Source organism: Streptomyces sp. NPDC001599, from assembly GCF_042893535.1.
GTDB lineage: Bacteria > Actinomycetota > Actinomycetes > Streptomycetales > Streptomycetaceae > Streptomyces.
In genome coordinates this window covers 920246-940766 of the sequence record NZ_JBIAVA010000001.1, presented here as the reverse complement: position 1 = coordinate 940766, position 20521 = coordinate 920246, and the positions used below count along the sequence as shown (strand labels likewise).

20 protein-coding genes are annotated in these 20521 nt (G+C 73.5%); 12 read left to right on the top strand and 8 right to left on the bottom strand.

All coding sequences use genetic code 11. The features are described from left to right. Positions 1-10: 10 nt before the first annotated feature. On the bottom strand, positions 11-739 hold the full coding sequence (locus ACFYZ3_RS04305) for a ZIP family metal transporter (RefSeq protein ID WP_388513877.1): 729 nt from the start codon (positions 737-739) through the stop codon (positions 11-13). Between the two features lie 110 nt (positions 740-849). Here ACFYZ3_RS04305 and cobM point away from each other — a divergent pair, with 110 nt between their 5' ends. From cobM to cobC, 5 genes are read left to right on the top strand one after another with little or no spacing between them, the layout of a single operon-like run. Beyond that, entirely contained in the window at positions 850-1662 is an 813-nt protein-coding gene (gene cobM / locus ACFYZ3_RS04300) for a precorrin-4 C(11)-methyltransferase (RefSeq protein WP_388513876.1), read from the top strand. Then, a complete protein-coding gene (gene cbiE, locus ACFYZ3_RS04295) occupies positions 1659-2894 on the top strand; it encodes a precorrin-6y C5,15-methyltransferase (decarboxylating) subunit CbiE (RefSeq protein WP_388513874.1) in 1236 nt (411 codons plus the stop codon). The genes cobM and cbiE overlap by 4 nt, the downstream gene beginning before the upstream one ends. Further along, positions 2891-4642: a precorrin-3B C(17)-methyltransferase gene (gene cobJ, locus ACFYZ3_RS04290; protein ID WP_388513873.1), complete on the top strand. Its 1752-nt coding sequence runs from the start codon at positions 2891-2893 to the stop codon at positions 4640-4642. The genes cbiE and cobJ overlap by 4 nt, the downstream gene beginning before the upstream one ends. Next, the gene (locus tag ACFYZ3_RS04285; RefSeq protein ID WP_388513871.1) at positions 4639-5556 is read left to right on the top strand and encodes a sirohydrochlorin chelatase; all 918 of its coding nucleotides are present in this window, start codon (positions 4639-4641) and stop codon (positions 5554-5556) included. Before cobJ ends, ACFYZ3_RS04285 begins: the two co-directional genes overlap by 4 nt. Further along, on the top strand, positions 5528-6616 hold the full coding sequence (gene cobC, locus ACFYZ3_RS04280) for an Rv2231c family pyridoxal phosphate-dependent protein CobC (RefSeq protein ID WP_388513870.1): 1089 nt from the start codon (positions 5528-5530) through the stop codon (positions 6614-6616). The genes ACFYZ3_RS04285 and cobC overlap by 29 nt, the downstream gene beginning before the upstream one ends. A 412-nt stretch (positions 6617-7028) precedes the next feature. Here cobC and ACFYZ3_RS04275 read toward each other — a convergent pair whose 3' ends face one another. From ACFYZ3_RS04275 to ACFYZ3_RS04265, 3 genes are all read right to left on the bottom strand, one after another. Further along, positions 7029-7976: an SCO1860 family LAETG-anchored protein gene (locus ACFYZ3_RS04275; RefSeq protein ID WP_388513869.1), complete on the bottom strand. Its 948-nt coding sequence runs from the start codon at positions 7974-7976 to the stop codon at positions 7029-7031. A gap of 197 nt (positions 7977-8173) precedes the next feature. Beyond that, positions 8174-9265 (bottom strand): amidohydrolase family protein, encoded by a 1092-nt coding sequence (locus ACFYZ3_RS04270; RefSeq protein WP_388513867.1) that lies wholly within the window; start codon positions 9263-9265, stop codon positions 8174-8176. Between the two features lie 43 nt (positions 9266-9308). Next, positions 9309-9791: a hypothetical protein gene (locus ACFYZ3_RS04265; protein WP_388513865.1), complete on the bottom strand. Its 483-nt coding sequence runs from the start codon at positions 9789-9791 to the stop codon at positions 9309-9311. A gap of 177 nt (positions 9792-9968) precedes the next feature. On the opposite strand from ACFYZ3_RS04265, the gene ACFYZ3_RS04260 reads away from it, so the two are divergent. The 5 genes from ACFYZ3_RS04260 to thpD all read left to right on the top strand — a co-directional run bounded on the left by ACFYZ3_RS04260 (position 9969) and on the right by thpD (position 14763). Then, complete coding sequence (locus ACFYZ3_RS04260) at positions 9969-11096, top strand: pyridoxal-phosphate-dependent aminotransferase family protein (RefSeq protein WP_388513864.1); 1128 nt, start codon at positions 9969-9971, stop codon at positions 11094-11096. Positions 11097-11425: 329 nt separating this feature from the next. Beyond that, the gene (ectA, locus tag ACFYZ3_RS04255) at positions 11426-11938 is read left to right on the top strand and encodes a diaminobutyrate acetyltransferase (protein ID WP_361007824.1); all 513 of its coding nucleotides are present in this window, start codon (positions 11426-11428) and stop codon (positions 11936-11938) included. 130 nt (positions 11939-12068) lie between these two features. After that, on the top strand, positions 12069-13340 hold the full coding sequence (gene ectB / locus ACFYZ3_RS04250; RefSeq protein ID WP_361007822.1) for a diaminobutyrate--2-oxoglutarate transaminase: 1272 nt from the start codon (positions 12069-12071) through the stop codon (positions 13338-13340). Positions 13341-13458: 118 nt separating this feature from the next. Continuing rightward, a complete protein-coding gene (locus tag ACFYZ3_RS04245) occupies positions 13459-13857 on the top strand; it encodes an ectoine synthase (protein WP_003976954.1) in 399 nt (132 codons plus the stop codon). Positions 13858-13863: 6 nt separating this feature from the next. Further along, positions 13864-14763: an ectoine hydroxylase gene (gene thpD / locus ACFYZ3_RS04240; protein WP_361007820.1), complete on the top strand. Its 900-nt coding sequence runs from the start codon at positions 13864-13866 to the stop codon at positions 14761-14763. Positions 14764-14843: 80 nt separating this feature from the next. On the opposite strand, the gene ACFYZ3_RS04235 is transcribed toward thpD, so the two are convergent. The 4 genes from ACFYZ3_RS04235 to ACFYZ3_RS04220 form a co-directional block, all read right to left on the bottom strand. After that, positions 14844-15938: an aminotransferase class V-fold PLP-dependent enzyme gene (locus ACFYZ3_RS04235; protein ID WP_388513862.1), complete on the bottom strand. Its 1095-nt coding sequence runs from the start codon at positions 15936-15938 to the stop codon at positions 14844-14846. Between the two features lie 59 nt (positions 15939-15997). Beyond that, positions 15998-16711: a DsbA family oxidoreductase gene (locus ACFYZ3_RS04230; RefSeq protein WP_388513861.1), complete on the bottom strand. Its 714-nt coding sequence runs from the start codon at positions 16709-16711 to the stop codon at positions 15998-16000. Between the two features lie 92 nt (positions 16712-16803). Then, entirely contained in the window at positions 16804-17412 is a 609-nt protein-coding gene (locus ACFYZ3_RS04225; protein WP_388513860.1) for a DUF1349 domain-containing protein, read from the bottom strand. Positions 17413-17530: 118 nt separating this feature from the next. After that, positions 17531-19060, bottom strand: a complete 1530-nt coding sequence (locus ACFYZ3_RS04220; RefSeq protein ID WP_388513858.1) for an aldehyde dehydrogenase (NADP(+)) — start codon at positions 19058-19060, stop codon at positions 17531-17533. 122 nt (positions 19061-19182) lie between these two features. Between ACFYZ3_RS04220 and ACFYZ3_RS04215 the strand changes: the two genes are divergently transcribed. After that, complete coding sequence (locus ACFYZ3_RS04215; RefSeq protein ID WP_003976948.1) at positions 19183-19956, top strand: IclR family transcriptional regulator; 774 nt, start codon at positions 19183-19185, stop codon at positions 19954-19956. 3 nt (positions 19957-19959) lie between these two features. Continuing rightward, the gene (locus tag ACFYZ3_RS04210) at positions 19960-20430 is read left to right on the top strand and encodes a GNAT family N-acetyltransferase (RefSeq protein ID WP_388513856.1); all 471 of its coding nucleotides are present in this window, start codon (positions 19960-19962) and stop codon (positions 20428-20430) included. The last annotated feature ends 91 nt before the right edge of the window (positions 20431-20521 follow it).

The window sequence follows — 20521 nt, the reverse complement described above, 5'->3', positions numbered from 1 at the left end:
TTCCCGGCGCTCATTCCGCGATGCCCACCACCAGCCAGATGAACGCCGCGCCCGCGATCGTGCACAGCAGGGTCGAGCGCGCGGGGTGCTCGTGGTGGGCCTCGGGGAGGATCTCGGCCGCGGCGAGGTAGAGGAGTACGCCGCCGAACAGGCCGAGATAGGCGCCGAGCACGCCCTCCGGGATGGTGAAGAGGAGGGTGGAGGCCGCGCCCACGACGGGGGCGATCGCGTCGGCGACCAGCATCGCGATGGCGCGGCGGCGGGCGTTGCCGTACAGGCTGGTCAGTGTGTAGGTGTTGAAGCCGTCCGCGAAGTCGTGGGCGATCACGGCCATCGCGACCGCCGCGCCCATGCCGCCGCCGACCTGGAAGGCCGCACCGATCGCCACGCCGTCCATCGCGCTGTGGCCGACCATCGCGGCCGCGGCCGTCAGGCCCACCTCGGGCGAGCGGTGGCCGTGCTCGTCGGCGCCGTGTGCGGCGCGGCGGGCCGCCAGCAGGCGTTCCACCAGGTGCGCGAGCAGGAATCCGGCGACGAAGAGCAGCAGTGCGGCGGGCACGCCGAACACCTCGTCGCCCGCCGCCTCCAGGGCCTCCGGCAGCAGGTCGAGGCCGACCACGCCCAGCATGAGGCCGCCGGCCAGGCCCAGGACCAGATGGCGCCGGTCGGTCACGCGCTGTGCCGTCCAGCCGCCGGCCAGCGTCATCAGGAACGCGCCGAGCGCGACGAAGACCGCCATGGGCCCTTGGTATCCGATCACCCCGCGTTCACGCGCGTACGACAGCAGCAACCGCAGTAAATATGCGCACGGCGCACAGGAACAGGACGCACAGGAGAGGACCGAAAACGATGGATTCCGAGGCCAGGGTGACCTTCGTCGGTGCCGGTCCCGGCGCCGCCGACCTGCTGACGTTCCGTGCGGCGCGGGCGATCGCCGAGGCGGACGTGGTGATCTGGGCGGCGAGCCTCGTCCAGGCGGAGGTGCTCCAGCACGCGCGGGAGGGCGCCGAGGTGCTGGACTCGGCGACGATGTCGCTGGAGGACGTCGTCGCCGTGTACCGGCGGGCCCGGGAGGAGGGGCTGCGGGTGGCCCGCATCCACTCCGGGGACCCGGCGCTGTGGGGCGGCACGCAGGAGCAGCTCGACCGGTGCGCGGAGCTCGGCGTCGCGACCGAGGTGGTGCCGGGCGTCTCGGCGTTCTCGGCCGTGGCCGCGCTCGCGCAGCGTGAGTTGACCATCCCGGAGGTCGCGCAGTCCGTGGTCCTCACGCGGCTCGGCGGGGGCAAGACGCCGATGCCGCCCGGGGAGGAGGTCCGCGAGTTCGCGAAGCACGGCACGACCATGGCGGTCTTCCTGTCGGCGGCCCGCAGCGGCCAGCTGGTGCGGGAGCTGCTGGAGGGCGGCTATCCGACCGAGACGCCGGTCGTCGTCGCCTACCAGGCGACCTGGCCGGAGGAGCTGGTCGTGCGGTGCACGATCGGGACGCTGGAGGAGACGGTCAAGGAGCACAGGCTCTGGAAGCACACCCTGTTCCTGGTCGGCCCGGCCCTCGACGCGCACGGCACCCGCTCGCACCTCTACCACCCGGGGCACTTCCACGGCTATCGCAAGGCCGACCCGGAGGCGCGCAGGGAGCTGCGCTCGCGGGGTGCGAGCACGTGATCACGGTGGTCGGGGCGGGGACCGGTTCCCCACTGCCCGAGGACGTGGCCGACGGCGCGGAGCTGGTCGTCGGCGGGCGGCGGCACCTGGACGCCGTACGGCTTCCGGAGGGCGCGAGGACGGTCGTCCTCGGGGCGCTGGCGCCCGCCCTGGACACGGTCGCGGAGTACGTCGCCGAGGGGCGGCCGGTGACCGTGCTGGCCTCCGGTGATCCGGGGTTCTTCGGGATCGTGCGGGCGCTGGCCGAGCGGTTCGGGCCCGAGCGGCTGGACGTGCGGCCGGGGGTCTCCTCCGTGGCGGCGGCCTTCGCGCGGGCCGGGCTGCCGTGGGACGACGCCGTGGTGGCCAGCGCGCACGGGCGGGACCTGCGGACGGCGGTGAACCTGTGCCGGGCGCACCCGAAGGTCGCCGTGCTGACCGGTCCCGGGGCCGGTCCGGCGGAGCTGGGGGCCGCGTTGGGGGACGACGGGCGGGTGTTCGTCGTCGCCTCCGCGCTGGGCTCCGACGGGGAGCGCGTGGAACGGGTGACGCCCGCCGAGGCCGCCGGACGGGACTGGGGGACGGCGGTGAGTGTGGTGCTGTGCCTGGACGAGGCGCGGGCGCTGGGACCGGTGCGGGCGGTCGCTGGGCCGCGTCCCGGGCCCGCCGGATGGGCGCTGGACGAGGACGCGTTCGCGCACCGGGACTCGATGATCACCAAGTTCGAGGTGCGGGCGCTGGCCCTGGCCCGCCTCGGGCCGCGCCCCGGCGACCTGGTGTGGGACGTCGGCGCGGGCTCCGGGTCCGTGGCCGTGGAGTGTGCGCGGCTCGGTGCCGCCGTCACCGCCGTCGAGAGGACGCCGGACGGGGTCGGGCGGGTCCGCGCCAACGCCGCCGCGCACGGCGTCGACGTGCGGGTGGTGCACGGGGCGGCGCCCGCGGTCCTGTCCGGTCTGGGGGACGACCCCGACGCCGTTTTCGTGGGCGGCGGCGGGCGCGGGCTGCCCGCGATCGTCGCCGAGTGCGCGCGGCGGGCCCGGCGCGTCGTGGTCGTCGCCGTGGCCGCGCTCGACCGGGTGCCGGCGGCCCGCGAGGCGCTGCTCGGCGCCGGTCTCGACTGCGACGGGGTGCTGCTGCAGTCCTCGCGGCTCGCGCCGCTGCCGGGGGACGTGACCCGGCTCGCGGCCACCAATCCCGTCTTCCTGCTGTGGGGCGTCAGGCCGCACGGCCGTACCGAAGGAGTTGCCCCTTGATCGGCCTCATTTCCGCCACGGCGGCGGGAGCGGCGGCGCGGGACCGGCTGGCCGCGGCGTGGCCGGACCGCACGCGGGTGTACGAGGGTCCCGTCGGGGACTCCGTGCGGGCCGCGTTCGCCGAGTGCGAGCGGCTGGTGTGCTTCCTGGCCACCGGCGCGGTGGTCCGGCTGGTGGCGCCGCTGCTGGACGACAAGCGGACCGACCCGGGTGTGGTGTGCGTCGACGAGGGCGGGCGGTTCGCCGTGTCGCTGGTCGGCGGGCACGGGGGCGGCGCCAACGAACTGGCCCGTGCGGTCGGCGAGGTGCTGGGCGCGGAGCCGGTGGTGACGACGGCGACCGACGCGGTCGGGCTGGCCGGTCTGGACACGCTCGGGCTGCCCGTGGAGGGCGATGTCGCCGGAGTGTCGCGGGCTCTGCTGGACGGTGAGCCGGTGGCGCTGTGGGCGGAGGTGCCGTGGCCGCTGCCGCCGCTTCCGGTCACCGCCGAAGGGGCCTGCGGGATCCGGGTGACGGACCGTGCGGTGGAACCGGCCGAGGGCGAGGTCGTCCTGCGGCCGCCGTCCCTGGTCGTCGGGATCGGCGCGTCCAGGGGGGCGCCGGTGGACGAGGTGCTGGGGCTGGTGGAGGCCGTCCTGCGCGAGGCGGGACTGTCCGCCGCGTCGGTCGCCGAGCTGGCCACCGTGGACGCCAAGGCGGAGGAGCCCGGGATCGTCGGGGCCGCCGGGCGGCTGGGCGTGCCCCTGGTGACGTACCCCGCCGACGAGTTGGCCGGCGTCGAGGTCCCCAACCCCTCGGACGCGCCGCTCGCGGCCGTGGGCACCCCGTCGGTCGCGGAGGCGGCGGCGCTGGTGCGCGGGGGTGAACTCCTCGTGCCCAAGCGGAAGTCGGCGGCGGTGCCCGCGATGGCGACCTGCGCGGTGGTACGGCGTCCCGGGCGTGGACGGCTCGCGGTGGTCGGGCTCGGGCCCGGCGCCCGGGACCTGGTGACGCCGCGGGCGCGGGCGGAGCTGCGGCGGGCGTCGGTGCTGGTCGGGCTCGACCAGTACGTCGACCAGATCCGCGATCTGCTGCGGCCCGGCACCCGGGTGCTGGAGTCGGGGCTCGGCGCCGAGGAGGAGCGGGCCAGGACGGCTGTCGAACAGGCGCGGCGCGGGCACGCCGTCGCGCTGATCGGCAGCGGGGACGCCGGGGTGTACGCCATGGCGTCGCCGGCGCTGGCCGAGGCGTCCGACGACATCGACGTGGTCGGGGTGCCGGGCGTGACGGCCGCGCTGGCGGCCGGGGCGGTCCTGGGCGCGCCGCTCGGCCACGACCACGTGTCGATCAGCCTGTCCGACCTGCACACGCCGTGGGAGGTCATCGAGCGGCGGGTGCGAGCGGCGGCTGAGGCGGACCTCGTGGTGACGTTCTACAACCCGCGCAGCCGGGGCCGCGACTGGCAGCTGCCCAAGGCGCTGGCGATCCTCGCGGAGCACCGGGAGCCGACGACTCCGGTGGGTGTCGTGCGCAACGCGTCGCGCGCCGACGAGTCGAGCCGCCTGTGCACGCTCGCCGCCCTCGACCCGGCGACCGTCGACATGATGACGGTCGTGACGGTGGGCAACACCGCGACCCGGGAGATCGCCGGGCGCATGGTGACGCCGCGCGGCTACCGCTGGCAGGCGCGCGACACCGCGCCGGGCGCCGAGAAGACCGACTCGTCCGCGACAACCGACGTATCCGCTACATCCGAGGAGACCCTGTGACGACCCCGCCCGCCCTGCTCATCGCCGGACACGGCACCCGGGACGAGGCCGGAGCCGAGGCGTTCCGCGACTTCGTGCGCGAGCTGGGCCGACGCCATCCCGAGCTGCCCGTCGCGGGCGGCTTCATCGAGCTGTCCCCGCCGCCGCTGGGCGACGCGGTCGCCGAGCTGGTGGAGCGCGGTGTGCGCCGGTTCGCGGCGGTGCCGCTGATGCTGGTGTCCGCCGGGCACGCCAAGGGCGACATCCCGGCGGCCCTGTCCCGCGAGAAGGAGCGCCACCCCGGCATCACGTACACGTACGGGCGCCCGCTGGGCCCGCACCCCGCGCTGCTGCGGGTGCTGGAGCGGCGCCTGGCGGAGGCGGTCGATCCGTCCTGGGACCGGTCCGAGGTGACCGTGCTGCTGGTCGGGCGCGGTTCGACGGACCCGGACGCCAACGCCGAGGTGTTCAAGGCGGCGCGGCTGCTGTGGGAGGGACGCGGTTACGCGGGCGTGGAGACGGCGTTCGTGTCGCTGGCGGAGCCGGACGTGCCGGGCGGCCTGGAGCGGTGCGTGCGGCTGGGGGCGCGGCGGGTCGTGGTGCTGCCGTACTTCCTGTTCACCGGCATCCTCCCGGACCGGGTCCGGCAGCAGACCGAGGAGTGGGCCGCCGCGCACCCGCAGACCGAGGTGCGCTCGGCGGACGTGATCGGTCCCGAGCCGGAGCTGCTCGACCTGGTGTGGGAGCGGTACGAGGAGGCCGTCGAGGGCGACCTGCGGATGAACTGCGACAGCTGCGTGTACCGGATCGCGCTGCCGGGGTTCGAGGACAAGGTGGGGCTGCCGCAGCAGCCGCACTTCCACCCCGACGACGACGGCGACCACCACCACGGGCACCATCACGGGCATGGACACGCACACTCCCATGCACACTGAGGCCGACGGCCCCGACCTGCGCCATCACGGGGACGCCGAGGTGCGCGACGACGGTGCGGCGCTGGTGGACCTCGCGGTGAACGTCCGCGCGGACACTCCCCCGGCCTGGCTGCGCGAGCACGTCGCCGCCTCGCTCGGTTCGCTCGCCGCCTATCCGGACGGGCGGGCGGCGCGGGCGGCGGTGGCGGCGCGGCACGGGCTGCCGGTGGAGCGGGTGCTGCTGACGGCGGGGGCGGCGGAGGCGTTCGTGCTGCTGGCGCGGGCGCTGAAGGTGCGCCGGCCGGTCGTGGTGCACCCGCAGTTCACCGAGCCGGAGGCGGCGCTGCGGGACGCGGGGCACACGGTCGGCCGGGTGCTGCTGCGGGCGGCGGACGGCTTCCGCCTCGACCCCGCCGACGTCCCCGAGGACGCCGACCTGGTGGTGGTCGGCAACCCGACGAACCCGACCTCGGTGCTGCACCCGGCGGGCGTGCTCGCGTCGCTGGCACGGACCGGGCGGACGCTGGTGGTGGACGAGGCGTTCATGGACGCGGTGCCGGGCGAGCGTGAGGCGCTGGCCGGGCGGACGGACGTATCCGGGCTCGTCGTCCTGCGCAGCCTCACCAAGACGTGGGGGCTGGCGGGGCTGCGCATCGGGTACGTCCTCGCGGATCCGGAGACGGTCGGCGAGCTGGAGCGCGCCCAGCCGCTGTGGCCGGTGTCCACGCCCGCGTTGGCGGCGGCCGAGGCGTGCGTGGCGCCGCGCGCGCTGGCGGAGGCCGCCCACGCCGCCCACCGCATCGCCACCGACCGGGACCGTCTGGTCGCCGGGCTCGCGGAGTTCGCCGGTGCCGGGCTCCGGGTCGTCGCACCCGCCGAGGGTCCCTTCGTCCTGGTCGGCGTCCCGGACGCGGCCGCCGTACGGCACCGGCTGCGCGGCCTGGGGTACGCGGTCCGGCGCGGGGACACGTTCCCGGGGCTGGGCGGCCGGTGGCTGCGCCTGGCGGTACGGGACCGGGCGACGACGGAGGGCTTCCTGAGCGCGCTGGAACGCGCGCTGACGGCGACGGAACCGGCCTGAGGCACGCGGGGCGCCTGCGCAACGGGCTCCGGCCGGTTTCCGCCCCCCGTCGGGTCAGCCGTGCCCGCTCCGGGTCAGAAGCGGCGCCCCCGCCCGCCAGAACCGGGCCTCCCCCGGCCGCCCGCGACACACAGGACCGCCGCCCGGCTCCAGCCGGGACCACCGCCCCCGCCCGGATCCCCCACAGGCGCCGCGCACCCCGGCCCGAGACCCGCCCCGGCGGGTCCCCCACCGTCAGCCGCACCGCACCGCATCGCACCGGGCCGGCACCAGCGCGCCCCCGCCCGCCAGAACCGGGCCCCGGCACCCTCCGCGCCCCTCGGGGTCACCAGAACCGGAGCACCGTCCACCCCCGCACACGCACCCCGGCCAGAACCGGCCAGTGCCCCTCCCCCGGCCGGTCCCCCCGCCGTCAGCCGCGCCTGCGCCTGGCCAGGACCAGTGCCCCACCGCCCGCCAGGACCAGGGCCGCGGCTCCGGCCGCGACGTACGGCGTCGCGGAGCTGCCGCCGGTCTCGGCCAGGTCGGCCTCGGTGCGGGCGCCCTGGGCCTTCACGTCGGCCGCCGGTTCCGCGGCGGGGTCGGCCTCCTGCCCCTCGTGCTGCTCGGCCGGGGGCTGCTCGGCCTCGTTCGCGGGAGCGGCCGGGGACTCGCAGGTCGCCCTGGCCAGGGTGACGGTGCCGTCGACCTCGGCGACGTTCAGTTCGCCGGGGTTGACGGAGACCTTGAGTTCGAGCGCGGTGGCGGCGGCCGTGCGGGAGGTGGTCTCCGTCTTCGAGAGGTCGAGCCGCACCTCGCCGACGCCGGGCACCTTCACGTCCGTCGGACCGCCGGTGGTGAGGGTGACCTTCTTGCCGAGGACGGTCACCGGTCCCAGGAGGTTGGCGTCGGCGACCGGCTTCTTCCCGGCCTCGCAGGTCGCCGTGGAGGTGACCTCCTGGACCTCGATCACCGACAGCAGCGGCAGGCCGGGGACGTGGAGCCGGGCGCGGGCCAGCGTCGTGGAGCCCTCGCTCTTGTCGGCGGTGGCCGTCGCCCTCGCCTCGGCCACGTCGGCGCGCAGGACGCTGAACGGCTTTCCGCCGTCGACGCCGTCCAGCCGGGCGGTGAGCGCGGTCTGCTCGGCGCTCTCGGGTGCCTGCACCTCGTTGAGGGTGACCGCGAGCGGGACGTTCACGGTCTTGTTGAGCAGGGAGACGTCGAGCGCGGCGCGCAGCACGGTGGCGCTCGCGCGGCCGTGGTCGCCGGTCGCGTGGGCGGACCCCGCGCCGGCCAGGGTCGCGGGGCCCGCGGCCAGGGCCGTGGCCGCCGCGACGGTGGCGAGACGGCGTGCGGGCATGCGGAAGGTGTTGCCGTTCAAGGTGGTGGGACCCCCAGTGAGACATGCGTGCGGGGCACGCATGAGCGACGTGCTTGGGACCCGGACAGAATCTCCCCGCGTCCGCCCAACCGTCAGTGAACCGGAGGCACTTCACCCCTTCGTGGGGTTTTGGCGGATCTATTCGAATCTTCGTCGCATCTTCCGGCACGGGTGTTCCCCGGCGTCACTCCCGTCGGTCAACCGACGACCCGCCCGTTGAGCACGACCCGGCGCGGAGCGGTGAGCACGCGCACGTCCGCGCGCGGGTCCTGCTCGTACACCACCAGGTCCGCCGGCGCGCCCTCGTCCAGGCCGGGGCGGCCGAGCCAGCGCCGGGCGGCCCAGGTCGTCGCGGCGAGGGCCTCGACGGGCGAGATGCCCGCGGTGACCAGCTCGGCGACCTCGGCCCCGGCCAGCCCGTGGGCGAGGGCACCGCCCGCGTCGGTGCCGACGAAGACCGGGATGCCGGCGTCGTAGGCGTTGCGGACGGTGTCGTAGCGGCGTTCGTGGAGCCGGCGCATATGGGCCGACCAGCGCGGGAACCGGGACTCGCCGCCGTCGGCCAGCGCGGGGAAGGTGGCGATGTTGACCAGGGTGGGGACGATGGCGACGCCGTGCTCGGCGAAGAGCGGGATCGTGTCGTCGGTCAGTCCCGTGGCGTGCTCGACGCAGTCGATCCCGGCCTCGACCAGGTCGCGCAGGGAGTCCTCGGCGAAGCAGTGCGCGGTGACGCGGGCGCCCAGGCGGTGCGCCTCCGCGATGGCCGCCTCGACGGCGCCGCGCGGCCAGCAGGCCGACAGGTCGCCGAGGTCGCGGTCGATCCAGTCGCCGACCAGCTTCACCCAGCCGTCACCGCGCCGGGCCTCCTGGGCGACGTAGGCGACCAGGTCCTCGGGCTCGACCTCCCAGGCGTAGTTGCGGATGTAGCGGCGGGTGCGGGCGATGTGCCGGCCGGCCCGGATGACCTTCGGAAGGTCCTCGCGGTCGTCGATCCAGCGGGTGTCGGAGGGCGAGCCCGCGTCGCGGATGAGGAGGGTGCCCGCCTCGCGGTCGGTCAGCGCGTGCTTCTCGGCGACGTCCGCAGGGACGGCGCCGTGCTGGTCGAGGCCGACGTGGCAGTGCGCGTCGACCAGGCCGGGCAGTGCCCATCCCTCGACGGTGCGGACGTCGGCGGCGCCCGTGGGGCGGTCGTACGAGATCCGGCCGTCGATCACCCACACCTCGTCCCGGACCTCCTCCGGTCCGACGAGCACCCGACCCTTCACGTGCAGCACCGCGCGATCCCTCATGCCCCGCACCCTAAACGGTGCCCGCACACCCGTCCGGGGCCGGTCACCCGCCCCCGCCGCGCGCTGCCGCGCGGGCGCGCGGCTCGCTCGCGCACCTGGCCCCGACGGCGCCCGCGACGGCGGTCAGGGCCAGGGCGGCGGTGGCGGGGTTGACGTAGCCGGGGACGTCGTCGCTGGTGTACTCGCCGCCGTCGGTGGTCTCGCAGACGAAACCCAGCGGCAGGAAGGAGACCGACTGGTCGATGACGTGGAGGGCGCGCTCCTCGTTCCCGGGTGTGCGGCAGGGCGGCGCCGGCGCGGAGCCCGCACCGCCGTCGGACTCCATGACGGCGCCGGTCACGTGCAGCAGCCCCCAGGCGTACACCGCGACGGCGGCGGCGCCGGCGAAGGCGGCGAGGGCGCGCAGAGCCGGTCCGGCACCCGTTCCCCGGGCACGGCGGGCCGCGAGGACGCTCGCGCCGTGGCCGGTCAGGCCGACGGCGGACACCACGGCGACCAGGACGACCAGCAGGAGTACGAGGAACACGGGGCCAGTTCATCAGACGGTGATCGCTTCGGCTGTGACGGAAGCCACGATTCCGGGCGTGGGGGTGTCGCAACGGATGCACTCCGGCGCGAGTGCCGGCGGACGCCATGGTTACTCTCGACTCCGTACGCCGCGTACCCGCGCCGCACACCCGCCGTCACCGAAGAGAGCACCGCCGTGACCCATCCCCTCCTGGACCTCCCCCCGCTGAGCGCCGGACGTTTCGCCGCGATCGAGGACCGGGTCGCGCGCCTGCTCGGTACCGGCCAGGACGTGGTGGTCATGCAGGGCGAGGCGCTGCTGCCGCTGGAGGGCGCCATCCGCGCCGCGGCGGGGCCCGGCACCGTCGCACTGAACGTCGTCACGGGACCGTACGGGCAGACCTTCGGGGACTGGCTGCGGGACTGCGGCGCGCGGGTGCACGACCTCGCCGTGCCGTTCCACACGGCCGTCTCCGCCGAGCAGATCGGCCAGGCCCTCGCCGAGCACCCGGAGATCGACTTCGTGTCCCTCGTGCACGCCGAGGCGGCGACCGGCAACACCAACCCGGTCGCGGAGATCGGCGAGGTGGTCCGGGCACACGGCGCGCTCTTCTACCTGGACGCCGTGGCCTCGGTGGGCGCGGAGCCGGTGCTGCCGGACGCGTGGGGCGTGGACCTGTGCGTGATCGGCGCGCAGAAGGCGATGGGCGGCCCGGCCGGGGTCTCGGCGGTGTCGGTGAGCGAGCGGGCCTGGGCGCGGATGGCGGCGAATCCGAACGCCCCGCGGCGGTCGTACCTGTCGCTCCTCGACTGGAAGGAGCGCTGGATCGACGGCGGGCGCAAGGCGCTGCTGCACGCGCCGGCGCAGTTGGAGATGCTCGCGCTGGAGGCCTGCGTCGAGCGCGTCGAGGCGGAGGGCCCCGCCGCGGTGATGGCGCGGCACGCGTCCGCGGCGGCGGCCGCCCGGGCCGGCGCGCTCGCGCTGGGCGGCCTGGAGCCGTACGTGTACGAGGCCAGGGACGCCGCGCCGGTCGCGACGACGCTGCGCACGCCGTCGGACGTCGATGCGTCCGCGCTGGTGGCCCGGGCCCTGGAGTCCGACCCGGCGCTGCCGCTGGCGGCGGGCGGCGGCGCGTTGGCGGGCGAGATGATCCGGGTCAACCACTACGGTCCGGACGCGACGCGCGGGGCCGTGCGGGACTGCCTGGCGGCACTGGGTGCCGCGCTGGTGGAGCGGGGTGTGAAGGCCGACCCGGAGGCCGCCCGGCGGGCCGCCGAGGAGGCGTGGGAGCGCCCGTCCGGCGCCGCCCTTTCGGAAGGGTGAATTCGAGGGAATTCCCGATACTCGCACAAGCAGAATTAAGGAATTCCACTCAGCGCAGCTTCCCGTATTCTTCTGCCCGCTTTCTCTGGACCTAAACACAAAGATTTCACGACAGCCGATCTTCACATTTCGGACACGTCTCGCACGGGTTACGCGATTGTGACCCGATCCACATGCTGCCCGTTTTGCGGCTTACGACCCTGCCAAATCGCCCCAAACTGCCGCCTCCTCGCGCGGCAGCACGCGCCCGCGTGATAACACACGAGGCGCCCATTCGTAACCCCGTCCGGCGATGCAATTTCGAATTTCGCTGGGTAAATTCAATTTGCATGACTGCCGCCCAAGCAGACCTGCAAATCGATCGTCCGAGAGTGGCCGACGGCGCCGCCCTGTGGCGGATAGCGAGGGATTCCAAGGTCCTCGACCTCAACTCCTCCTACAGCTATCTGCTCTGGTGCCGGGACTTCGCCGCCACGTCGGCCGTCGCCCGCGACGAGCACGGTGAGCCGGTCGGCTTCGTCACCGGATACGTACGACCGGACCGCCCGGACACCCTGCTCGTGTGGCAGGTGGCGGTGGACGAGGCGTACCGCGGGCGCCGGCTCGCCGCGTCCCTGCTCGACGGGCTGGCCGCGCGGACCGTCGCGGAACACGGGCTGACCACCCTGGAGACCACCATCTCCCCCGACAACACCGCCTCCCAGCGGCTGTTCACCTCCTTCGCCGAGCGCCGCGGCGCCCGGCTCGAGCGCGAGGTGCTGTTCGGCACGGAGCTGTTCCCCGACGGACCGCACGAGCCCGAGGTCCTGTACCGCATAGGCCCGCTGTCCGCCGCCGGCTGACCGACCGGCCCGCCCGGGCGGCGCGGCACCCCGTGCCAGTCCGGCCTCACAGACTTCCCGGCGGACCGCACCGGTCCCCGGACCGTACGACCTTCCTCTCCCACCCTCACCCCACGAGGAGCGATTCGTCGTGACCATCACCCAGCCCGACCTCAGCGTCTTCGAGACCGTCGAGTCCGAGGTGCGCAGCTACTGCCGCGGCTGGCCCACCGTCTTCGACCGTGCGGTCGGCAGCCGCATGTACGACGAGGACGGCCACGAGTACCTCGACTTCTTCGCCGGAGCGGGCTCGCTCAACTACGGGCACAACAACGCCGTCCTGAAACGCGCGCTGATCGACTACCTGGAGCGGGACGGCGTCACGCACGGGCTCGACATGTCGACGACCGCCAAGCGCCGCTTCCTGGAGACGTTCCAGAACACCATCCTGCGGCCCCGCGACCTGCCCTACAAGGTCATGTTCCCGGGCCCGACGGGCACCAACGCCGTCGAGTCGGCCCTCAAGCTGGCGCGCAAGGTGAAGGGGCGCGAGTCGATCGTGTCCTTCACCAACGCCTTCCACGGCATGTCGCTGGGCTCCCTCGCGGTGACCGGCAACGCCTTCAAGCGGGCCGGCGCCGGCATCCCGCTGGTGCACGGCACGCCCATGCCGTTCGACAACTACTTCGACGGCACCGTCGAGGACTTCATCTGGTTCGAGCGGCTGCTGGAGGACCAGGGATCCGGCCTCAACAAGCCGGCCGCCGTCATCGTCGAGACGGTGCAGGGCGAGGGCGGCATCAACGTCGCCCGGGCCGAGTGGCTGCGCGCCCTGGCCGACCTGTGCGAGCGCCAGGACATGCTGCTCATCGTCGACGACATCCAGATGGGCTGCGGCCGTACCGGCGCCTTCTTCTCCTTCGAGGAGGCGGGCATCACGCCGGACATCGTCACCGTCTCCAAGTCCATCAGCGGCTACGGCATGCCGATGGCGCTGACCCTGTTCAAGCCGGAGCTGGACGTCTGGGAGCCGGGCGAGCACAACGGCACCTTCCGCGGCAACAACCCGGCCTTCGTCACGGCGACCGCCACGCTGGAGGCGTACTGGGCCGACGGGTCGGCGATGGAGAAGCAGACCCGCAAGCGCGGCGAGCAGGTCGAGCAGCACATGATCGCCATCACCGAGGAGAACCTCGCCGACGTCAAGGAGTACCGCGGCCGCGGCCTGGTCTGGGGCCTGGAGTTCCACGACAAGGGCCGCGCGGGCCGGGTCGCGAAGCGCGCCTTCGAGCTGGGGCTGCTCATCGAGACCTCCGGCCCCGAGAGCGAGGTCGTCAAGCTGCTGCCGGCGCTCACCATCACGCCCGACGAGCTGGACGAGGGCATGAAGACCCTGGCCAGGGCCGTGCGCGAGACCGCGTGACGGTCTGACGGCCCGGCCGTCGGGCACCACCACCACGAACTCCCGGCGTCTTCGGCCCGCGCGGCCGGGGACGCCGGGGCCCCTTGCACACCCTTCACCTAGGAGGCATCGCAAAACCGTGATCGTCCGTTCGTTCAAGGAGTTCGAAGGCACCGACCGGCACGTGAAGAGCGCGTCCGGCACCTGGGAAAGCACCCGGATCGTCCTCGCCAAGGAGAAGGTCGGCTTCTCCGTGCACGAGACGATCCTGTACGCGGGTACGGAGACGTCGATGTGGTACGCCAACCACATCGAGGCCGTCGTCTGCACCAAGGGCGACGCCGAGTTGACCGACCGCGAGACGGGGAAGACGTACCACATCACGCCGGGCACGATGTATCTCCTCGACGGCCACGAGCGGCACACGCTCAAGGTCAAGGAGGACTTCCACTGCATCTGTGTCTTCAACCCGCCCGTCACCGGACGGGAGGATCACGACGAGAACGGCGTCTACCCGCTGCTCACCGAGGAGGTGTGAGTCACCGTGACCACCACGACCACGAACGTCACTGATCTCTATCCCACCCGCGGCGCCACCGAGGTGGCGACTCCCCGGCAGGACCCGGTGGTCTGGGGCTCCCCGGACACGCCCGGCCCCGTGTCGGCCGGTGACCTCCAGGCGCTGGACCGCGACGGCTTCCTCGCGATCGACCAGCTGATCGCGCCGGACGAGGTCGGCGAGTACCAGCGTGAGCTGGAGCGCCTCACCACCGACCCGGCCATCCGCGCGGACGAGCGCTCGATCGTCGAGCCGCAGTCCAAGGAGATCCGGTCGGTCTTCGAGGTGCACAAGATCAGTGAGGTCTTCGCCAAGCTGGTGCGCGACGAGCGCGTGGTCGGGCGGGCGCGGCAGATCCTCGGCTCGGACGTCTACGTCCACCAGTCGCGGATCAACGTCAAGCCGGGTTTCGGGGCCAGCGGCTTCTACTGGCACTCGGACTTCGAGACCTGGCACGCCGAGGACGGCCTGCCCAACATGCGCACGATCTCGGTCTCGATCGCGCTCACGGAGAACTACGACACCAACGGCGGTCTGATGATCATGCCGGGGTCGCACAAGACGTTCCTCGGGTGCGCGGGGGCCACGCCGAAGGACAACTACAAGAAGTCCCTTCAGATGCAGGACGCGGGGACGCCGTCCGACGAGGGCCTGACGAAGATGGCCTCGGAGTACGGCATCAAGCTGTTCACCGGCAAGGCCGGTTCGGCGACCTGGTTCGACTGCAACTGCATGCACGGGTCGGGCGACAACATCACGCCGTTCCCGCGCAGCAACGTGTTCATCGTGTTCAACAGCGTGGAGAACACGGCCGTGGAGCCGTTCGCGGCACCGATCCGGCGGCCGGAGTTCATCGGGGCACGGGACTTCACGCCGGTGAAGTGACCCGCATCTGATCTCGGGCAGGGGCCTTTTCGTGTGGGACGGGAGGCCCCTGCCCGATATTTCTTCCCGGACCTGCCGGGTCAGCCCGCCAGCACGTCGAGCAGCCGGTCCACGTCGGCCGCGGTGTTGTACACGTGGAAGGCGGCCCGCAGATTGCCCGCCCGGTCCGACACCTGGACGCCCGCCTCGCCCAGTTCGCCCTGCCGGTGTCCGAGTCCCGGCACGGAGACGATCGCGGAGCCCGGCGCGACCACCGGCTCGTGGCCCAGCGAGCGCACTCCCTGGCGGAACCGGTCGGCGAGAGCGGTGTCGTGGGCGTGCACGGCGTCGACGCCCAGTTCCTCCATCAGGGCCAGCGAGTGCCGGGCCCCGGTGTAGGAGAAGAGCGCGGGGGACTCGTCGAACCGCCGGGCGGAGTGCGCGAGTTCCTCGACGGGGCCGTAGCAACTGTCCCAGGGGTGCTCACCGGTCGCCCACCCGGCGAACAGCGGCGTCAGCCCGGCCGCCGCTCCCAGGTCCTGCGGGACCACGAGGAAGGCGACGCCGCGCGGGCAGAGCACCCACTTGTAGCCGACGGCGGTCACGAAGTCGAAGTCGTCCGCGGCCGTCGGCAGCCAGCCGTTCGCCTGGGAGGCGTCGATCAGCGTCCGCGCCCCGTGCGCCCGGGCGGCGTCCCGCAGCCCGGCGAGGTCGGCGATCCGCCCGTCGGCGGACTGCACGGAGCTGACCGCCACGAGCGCGGTGTCCGGCCCCACCGACTCGGCCAGCCGTTCCAGCGGCACGCTGCGCACCTTCAGGTCGCCGCGCGTGTACAGCGGGTTCACCAGGGAGCTGAAGTCGGCCTCAGCGGTGAGGACTTCGGCGCCCGGGGGCAGCGACGCGGCGACGAGCCCGCTGAACGTGGCGACGGACGCGCCGGTCGCGACCCGGGTGGCGGGCACCCCCACGAGGCGGGCGTACGCGGCCCGGGACGCCTCGACGTCGGCGAACATGTCGAGCGGCTGCCCTTCGGCGGCTGCGGCCGCCGCGTCGTGCATGGCCACGAGGGTCCGGGCGGGCAGCAGGCCGGTGCTGGCGGTGTTCAGGTACGTGGTCTTCGGGGCGAACTCGGTACGGACGAGATTCTCGAAGCTCTCCATGGCACCACTGTGCGGCCCCGTGACCTCCCCGTCCATTGCGTATTTCTACGCGGTACCCCCAAGGGACGCTTATGCCTCCGTCCCGACCTGCCGCTTCAGTTGCCGGGGACCGCGCATCCGTCCGGACCGCAGACCTGTGCGTCCCCGTCCTCCACCAGCTTCAGCGGTGTGCGCTCGCCCCACGCCTGGGTCAGCGCCCGGGTGAAGACCTCGGCGGGCTGGGCGCCCGAGACGCCGTAGGCGCGGTCGAGCACGAAGAACGGCACTCCGGTGGCCCCGAGCTGGGCGGCCTCCTGCTCGTCGGCGCGCACCGCGTCGGCGTAGGCGTCGGGGTCGGCGAGCACCGCCCGGACCTCCTCGGCGTCGAGCCCGGCACCGACGGCCAGCTCCACGAGCCGCGCGTCGTCGTTGAACACGGAGCGCTCGTCGGCGAAGTTGCCCCGGTAGAACGCGTCCAGCAGGGCCTCGTGCCGCTCCCGCTCCTTGGCCAGGTGCAGCAGGCGGTGCAGGTCGAAGGTGCTGCCGTGGTCGCGGTCCCGGGTGCGGTAGTCCAGGCCCTCGGCGGCGGCCTGCGCGCCGAGGTTGTCCTCACCGGCCTGCGCCTGCGCCTGGCTCATGCCGTACTTGGCGGTGAGCATCGTCAGCACCGGCTGCACGTCGCCCTTGGCCCGCCCGGGGTCCAGCTCGAAGGAACGGTGGACCACCTCGACCCCGTCCCGGTGCGGGAAGGCCGCGAGCGCCTTCTCGAAGCGGGCCTTGCCCACGTAGCACCAGGGGCAGGCGATGTCGCTCCAGATCTCGACGCGCATGTCTCGGCTCTTCTCCAGGTCGTACGGCGGCGGAGGCCCTCTCCGCCCCGAACGTGAACGTTCAAGCAGCAGGTCTCATTCCCGCCCCGCGCTCAGCTGCCGTCCCGCAGGTCCGCCGGCCAGACCGGCCGGAACTCCAGGTGGTCGTACGTCACCGTGCAGCCCTCCCCCGTCGGCGCCTGCGCCAGGAACCCGACCAGGGCCGCGCCGGTCTCCCGCTCGTCACCCAGCGTGAAGAGCCGTACGAAGGTCCAGCGCTTCCCGTCGAGCGAGGCGTGGAAGGCGAAGGCCCGTCCGCTCCGGCTGACCCGGAACCAGACGGAGTCCCCCTCCACGGTGAAGGAGTTGCAGTCGTCGGAGTGCCCTCGGGTGACCACCGTGCAGACGGTGGGCACGTCGGGCGAGTACTCCAGACAGAGCTTGGCCCACGCCTGCTCCCCCACGTGCACGTAGAGCACCCCGGCGTCGAAGGCACCCCGGAACCCGACACGGACGCGGGCGATCAGCTGGAAGTCCCCATCCGGCGCCCCCAGCAACCGCGGCGCGTCGGACACGGACTCCAGCGACTCCCCGACAGGCGGCACGAACCGATCCTGCCGGGCCCCGGCGACGCCGGTGAGCACACCGTCGGCGTAGGACCAGTGCCCGTCGGGACCGTACGGGCGGAGGGGAAACGGCAGTTCGGGAAGCTGAAGAGTCATGCACTGATCATCGCAGGCCCAGTGAACGCTTTTAAGGGGCGCGGGGAACTGCGCGACCAGCCACGACGGCGCCGCACCCGCAGAACAACCCGCACCCCTACGGCGCAACCGCGGAGCGCTATCGCTCAAGCACCCCGTTGAACCGCCGAGGCAGCCCCAGCGGATTGTCGTCCCGCAACTCCACCGGCAGCAACGCCTCAGGCACCCCCTGATAAGCCACCGGCCGCAGCCACCGCTCGATGGCCGTACCCCCCACCGACGTGGACGTCGAAGTGGTCGCCGGGTACGGCCCCCCGTGCTGCTGGGCCGCCGCCACGGCAACACCCGTGGGCCAGCCGTTGACCAGCACCCGCCCCGCCAACGGCGTCACCTCCGCGAGAAGAGCCGCCCCGGCACCCTCTCCCGCCACTTCCTCGGCAGAGAGCTGCACGGTCGCCGTCAGGTTCCCCGGCAGACGCGACAGCACCCCCCGCACCTCCCCCTCGTCCTCGTAGCGGGCCACCACGGTGACCGGCCCGAAGCACTCCTCCAGGAGCAGGTCGTGCTCGCCCTCCGCCGCCAGCCGCGCCGCCGGCACCGTGAGGAACCCGGCGCTGACGGTGTGCTCGCCGCCCGAGCCCGGCGTCACCGGGGAGTCCACGTCGGGCAGCGCGGCGCGCTCGGCGACGCCCGCGACGAAGTTGTCCCGCATGCGGTGGTCGAGGAGCACACCGGCGTCGGTGGCACTGACCGCGTCGGTGAGCGACTTGACCAGCCCGTCACCGGCGTCGCCCGCCGGTACGAGCACCAGGCCGGGCTTGACGCAGAACTGGCCGACGCCCAGCGTCATAGAACCGGCCAGGCCCGCGCCGATCGCCTCGGACCGCTCCACGGCCGCCGCCTCCGTGACGACGACCGGGTTCAGCGAGCCCAGCTCGCCGTGGAAGGGGATCGGCACCGGACGCGCCGCCGCCGCGTCGAAGAGCGCGCGACCGCCTCGGACCGAACCCGTGAAGCCCGCCGCGGCGACCAGCGGGTGCTTGATCAGCTCGACGCCCGCCTCGAAGCCGTGGACCAGGCCGAGGACGCCGTCGGGGATGCCGTGCGTGGCCGCGGCCCGGCGCAGCACCTTGGCGACCAGCTCGGACAGGGCCGGGTGGTCGGGGTGCGCCTTGACGACGACCGGGCAGCCGGCCGCGAGGGCGCTCGCGGTGTCGCCGCCGGGGACGGAGAAGGCGAAGGGGAAGTTGGAGGCCGAGTAGACGGCGACGACGCCGAGCGGCACCTTGTAGCGGCGCAGGTCGGGGATGGGCGGGGTGGCGGTGTCGTCGGGGTGGTTGACGACCACGCCGAGGAACTCGCCCTCGTCGACGATGTCGGCGAAGGCCCGCAGCTGGTAGCAGGTGCGGGCGAGTTCGCCGGTGAGCCGGACCGGGCCGAGCGCGGTCTCCGCGTCGGCCACCTCGACGAGGGTGCTCTCGGCCGCCTTCAGCTCGTCGGCGGCGCTCCGCAGGAAGGCCGCACGGACCGTGCGGTCGGCGAGGGCCTCCCGGGCGGCGTGCGCCGCCCGGACGGCGGCGTCCACCTCCTGGGCCGTGGCCTCCACGGCGACCTGTTCACGCTGCTTCCCGGTACGGGGGTCGACACTCCAGACTGGTGCTGCTGCCACCGCGGGTCCCTCCACGTGCTCTGCACAGAAGTTGTTCGATATACTGAACGCTGTCTCTACTGATGAATATGCTGTTCGAGACTATATCTTCAGCTTCTCGTCGAACGAAGGGGTCAAGGGCGATGTCGGCTGTCGAGACGGGGGGCGGAGCGCAGGTCAAGTCCGCGGTGCGGACGGTTGAGCTGCTCGAGTACTTCGCCGGGCGCCCCGGTATGCACTCCCTCGCGTCGGTCCAGGAGGCCGTCGGTTACCCCAAGTCCAGCCTCTACATGCTGCTGCGCACGCTGGTGGAGCTGGGCTGGGTGGAGACGGACGCCACGGGCACGCGGTACGGCATCGGCGTACGGGCGCTGCTGGTCGGCACCTCGTACATCGACGGCGACGAGGTGGTCGCGGCGGCCCGGCCGACGCTGGACCGGCTCTCCGACGACACGACGGAGACCATCCACCTCGCACGCCTGGACGGCACGAACGTGGTGTACCTGGCCACCCGCCAGTCCCAGCACTACCTGCGGCCGTTCACCCGGGTCGGCCGCCGGCTGCCCGCGCACTCGACCTCGCTGGGCAAGGCGCTGCTGAGCACGTACACCGACGAGCAGGTGCGCAAGATGCTCCCGGAGACCCTCCCGGCGCTGACCGAGCACACCATCACGGACCGGGAGAAGCTCATCGAGGAGCTGCGCCTGGTGCGGGAGCAGGGCTTCGCCGTGGACCGCGAGGAGAACACACTGGGGCTGCGCTGCTTCGGCGTGGCGGTCCCCTACCGCACCCCCGCGCGGGACGCGATCAGCTGCTCGGTGCCGGTGGCGCGGCTGACGCCCGCGCACGAACAGATGGTGAAGGACGCTCTGTTCGACGCGCGGGACCGGCTGACACTGGCCACGCGTAGGCTCTGACCCATGCACATCGCACTGCGCGAGGTACACGACAGCGATCTGCCCGTCTTCTTCCGGCAGATGAACGATCCGGAGGCCCTGCGCATGGCGGCCTTCACCCCGAAGGACCCCGCCGACTGGGACGCGTTCACGGCCCACTGGACGAAGATCCGGGCCTCCCGCGACGTCGTGCGCACCATCCTCGGCGACGGTGACGTCGTCGGCAGCACGGCGGTGTACGGGGAGCCGGGCGAGCGCGAGGTGACGTACTGGGTGGACCGGGCGTACTGGGGCCGGGGCGTGGCGACGGCCGCGCTGCGGGCCCTGCTCGCCGAGGTCCGGGACCGCCCGCTGTACGCGCGGGCGGCGGCCGACAACACGGGCTCGCGGCGCGTGCTGGAGAAGTGCGGCTTCGTGACCAGCGCGCGGGCGCGGGGGTTCGCGGCCGCCCGGGGCACGGAGATCGACGAGGTCGTCCTGCACCTCGCGGAGTGAGCCACCGGCCGCACCGGTAATCCACCGGGCCGGTGCGCCTCCGCCGCGCGGCGGAGGCGGATCGTCGGTGCGCAGGACGTGCCGGGGGCGT